The organism is Brevundimonas sp., from assembly GCF_031082345.1.
Taxonomy (GTDB): domain Bacteria; phylum Pseudomonadota; class Alphaproteobacteria; order Caulobacterales; family Caulobacteraceae; genus Brevundimonas.
The window spans coordinates 1-3,526 of the sequence record NZ_JAVHLH010000280.1 but is presented as its reverse complement, the minus strand read 5'-3'; the positions used below and the strand labels follow the sequence as shown (position 1 = coordinate 3,526).

At 70.2% G+C, this 3,526-nt stretch carries 4 protein-coding genes and 1 tRNA gene; 2 read left to right on the top strand and 3 right to left on the bottom strand.

What is annotated here, in order from left to right; translation table 11 throughout:
- Positions 1–189: 189 nt before the first annotated feature.
- Positions 190–942 (top strand): hypothetical protein, encoded by a 753-nt coding sequence (locus tag RDU12_RS14000; RefSeq protein WP_300293577.1) that lies wholly within the window; start codon positions 190–192, stop codon positions 940–942.
- A gap of 107 nt (positions 943–1,049) precedes the next feature.
- Positions 1,050–1,134 (top strand) — tRNA-Leu (locus RDU12_RS13995).
- A gap of 16 nt (positions 1,135–1,150) precedes the next feature.
- Here RDU12_RS13995 and RDU12_RS13990 read toward each other — a convergent pair.
- From RDU12_RS13990 to RDU12_RS13980, 3 genes are all read right to left on the bottom strand, one after another.
- Positions 1,151–1,450, bottom strand: a complete 300-nt coding sequence (locus tag RDU12_RS13990) for an Hpt domain-containing protein (RefSeq protein WP_308685223.1) — start codon at positions 1,448–1,450, stop codon at positions 1,151–1,153.
- On the bottom strand, positions 1,447–1,824 hold the full coding sequence (locus RDU12_RS13985; protein WP_300291198.1) for a response regulator: 378 nt from the start codon (positions 1,822–1,824) through the stop codon (positions 1,447–1,449). Before RDU12_RS13985 ends, RDU12_RS13990 begins: the two co-directional genes overlap by 4 nt.
- A partial coding sequence (locus RDU12_RS13980) for an ATP-binding protein (RefSeq protein ID WP_308685221.1) occupies positions 1,821–3,526 on the bottom strand: 1,706 nt, incomplete at its 5' end. The genes RDU12_RS13985 and RDU12_RS13980, both read right to left, overlap by 4 nt.

The window sequence follows — 3,526 nt, the reverse complement described above, 5'->3', positions numbered from 1 at the left end:
GCACCAACGCCCCGAGCGCGGCCGTCATCATGTGTCTCAGCTTCATCGTCGTCTCCCTGACCGCAGAGGAGGCGACGACGGCGCTTTACGGATGCGCCGCGGCGATTAAGCTTTCGACAGGTTGGCGCCGGTTCCGGGGCGGCCGGTGGAGACAGCAGCATGAATCGACCCGGACTGATCGCGCTGGCCTTGTCGGTCGTCCTGGCGGCCGTCTCTCCGTCCATCGGCCAGGAGGCGTCCGAAGACTGGAACCTGATCACCGACCCCGCCCAACGGGTGACGCTGGCCACCCTCGATTTCGGCGACACCGGCCTGGCCCTGCGCTGCAAGGCCGACGTGCTGGAATTTCTGCTCATCGGAACGCCCACGACGTCCGCGACCTTCCGCGACGTCCGCGTCACGGCGGGCGGCATCGCCGACGAAGGCCAGGCCTGGAGCAGCCCGCCGGGATTCGCGGTGCTTTCGGCGTCCGAGCCCGGCCGTCTGGCGCGCCAGCTGCGGGCCGGCGGCGATCTCATCGTTCAGCTCGAACCCGCCTCGCCGAACGAGCCGGCGCTACGCTACCAGATGGCGACCCCGCCGTCGGCGGCGGCGCTCGATCGGGTGCTCTCGGCCTGCGAGGAACCCCTTGCCGACGACTGGGACCTTCTCCCGCGGCTCGGGACCGACGGGGGCGTGACCTGGGCGCGCGGACCCCGACCGGAGTTTCCGGGGGCCGCACTCCACGCGAACGCCCGCCATGGCTCGGTCCAGTTGGGCTGCATCGTGCCCGCCGACGGGCGCCTGAGGGAGTGCCGGATACTGTCCGAGACGCCCCCCGATCTCGGCTTTGGCGAGAAGGCGTTGTCGTCGGCATTGCGGTCACGAATCGCCTTGCCGGAGAACGACACGAGCGCGGTGGGGAAAGTCCTGAAGTTCACGATCCGGTTCGCCATCTCCTGACCCCAGGACCGGTCGCGGGGTTTACACCTGCACTCGCCGTTCCCGATTGACCTGGTCTGACCCCGCGAGCTACCAAGCGCGCCTGCCGAAGCGAGCAACCGGCCTGTGCGGGCGTGGTGGAACTGGTAGACGCGCCGGACTCAAAATCCGGTTCCGAAAGGAGTGTCGGTTCGAGCCCGACCGCCCGCACCACAGGCCGCCCGGACGGCTAGCCCGGATGGGGCCGCGACCGGGAGTCTTCCGCCCCGGCCAGTTCCGTCAGAAGCCCGAGCAGTCGCTCCATGTCCGCCTGCGCCGCCGCCCCGCCGTCGCGGATCTGCTGGTCCACGACGAGCGCCGCCGCGCTGACCTCCGGGAAGCCGAACGAGCCCGCGGCGCCGGCGAGACGATGCACGAGGGCGCCCACGCCGGCTGTGTCGCCCCGGTCGCCGAGGCGGCGAAGCTCGGCCAGGTCCGTCCGGCAGCGCGCCACGAAGGCCGACCTCAGCGCCGCCACGGGGTCCGTCACGGACGCGCCCTCCGCAGCAGGTCGTTGACGAGCCCGGGCAGGGCCAGCGGATCGAACGGCTTGATGATGACCCCGACGCCGCCGAGGGCGAGCAGGCGATCCAGTTCATGATCCTGACTCTGGGCGGTCATGAAGATCACCGGCGTCCTGGCGTGGCCGGGCAGCTGGCGGATCTTCGCCAGGACGCCCGGTCCGTCGAGGTCAGGCATCATCACGTCCAGCAGGATCACGTCCGGCCTGCAGCCGGTCTCCAGCGCCGAGATCGCTTCGGCTCCCGACGCGGCCGACCGCACGGTCGCTCCGCCGCCGAGCGAGAAGGCCAGGTCGGTGAGGGCGCGAATGCCGTCGTCGTCGTCGACGTGGAGGATCATCATGGGGCGGCTCCCGTCGTCGCATCGGTCGTGACCGGAAATTCGAACCAGAAGTCCGAGCCCTGACCGGGGGTGCTGCGGACGCCGATCTCGCCGCCCATCATCTCGACCAGCTGGCGCGAGATCGCCAGGCCCAGGCCGGTGCCGCCGAACCGGCGCGTGGTCGATTCATCGGCCTGGACGAAGCGTTCGAACAGGGTGGCCGCCGCCTCGGCGGGGACCCCGATGCCCGTATCGGTCACCGTCACCCGGAGCCGCCGCCCGCCGTCCGACGAAGGCCTGGCCTGGACCCGGACGCTCACCCCGCCCCGTTCGGTGAATTTGATGGCGTTGCTCATCAGGTTGAGCAGGACCTGACGCAGGCGGGCGGCGTCGCCCACGAGGATCGCCGGAACGTCCTCGTCCACCTGCTCGACATACCGGAGACCCTTCTCCTCCAGCTGGCCGAGGACGATCTCGGCGGTCTGGCGCAACAGGGCGCGGAGCTCGAACGGCTGGGCCGCCAGAACCATCGCCCCGGCCTCCAGCTTCGAATAGTCGAGCACGTCGTTGATGACGTTCAGCAGCGCCTGTCCCGCCGTATTGATCCGGTCGGCGCACTGCCGCTCGACCGCGCCGAGGCCCTCGCGCGCCTGGAGCAGTTTCGAAAAGCCGATGATGCTGGTCAGGGGGGTGCGGACCTCGTGGCTGATGTTGGCCAGAAAGCGGCTCTTGGCCTCCGACGCCGCCTCGGCCCGGTCACGGGCGTCGCGGAGCTCCTCCTCGAGAAGGTGACGCTCCGACACGTCGCGGATCACCGCGATCACTTCGGTCGGCCGGCCCTCGCGGTCGAGCACCGCCTGGAAGGTGGTCTCCACCCAGACGACGTGGCCGTCGCGATGCAGGGCGCGATGCTGGAGAATGGACCGTCTCTGACCCGCGGCGATCCGGGCGAAGGTGTCGAGCAGCCCCGCCCGGTCGTCGGGATGCAGGAAGGCCTGGGCCGGGCGGCCTTCCATCTCCTCGGCCGTGTAGCCGAGCAGACCCCGGATGGCGGGCGAGATGTAGCGGCTCGACCCGTCCAGTTTCAGCCGCGTGACCACGTCGCCCATATGATCGGCCAGCAGCCTGAACTGGGCCTCGCTCCGCCGGACGCGTTCCAGGGCCCGATGCCGTTCGGTGACGTCCTGGACCACGCCGAACAGGCCCTCGACCCGGCCCGTTTCGTCGAGCTGGCGCCGGGCGCTGATCACCAGCTGGCGCACCTTGCCGTCGGGCCGGGTGATGGATGTCTGGAATTCGCCGGTCGCGTCCTCCTCCATCGCCCGGGTCAGAAAGGTCTCCAGGCGCGCCCTCTGGCGGTCTTCATAGGCCGACCGGACGGCCTCGGTGTCGACGGGCGTCCCGGCGGGTTGGGGCGGAAGGCCGAAGATCCGGTAGACCTCGTCCGACCAGGTCGTCTCGCCCGCCGCCGTCCGTCGCCAGTGACCGACGTGCGAGACCGACTCGGCCAGTTCGAGCAGCCGTCTCTTCTCCTCGGCCGCCTGCCGTTCCGTGGTCAGCTCCAGCTGTTCGGTGGCCAGGTCCCCGAGTTCGCGCAACAGGGCCCGATCGGTTTCGGAGAACCGTCGCGATCGGGTATCGAGAACGCACAGCGTGCCCAGGTTGTGGCCGGCGGCCGTGGTCAAGAGGGCGCCGGCGTAGAACCGGACGTGAGGCTCACCGG

What these genes read in the sequence shown, in the direction of transcription:
- RDU12_RS13985 (WP_300291198.1), bottom strand. Translation starts at nt 1,824, where the DNA reads ATGATGATCCTCCACGTCGACGACGACGACGGCATTCGCGCCCTCACC.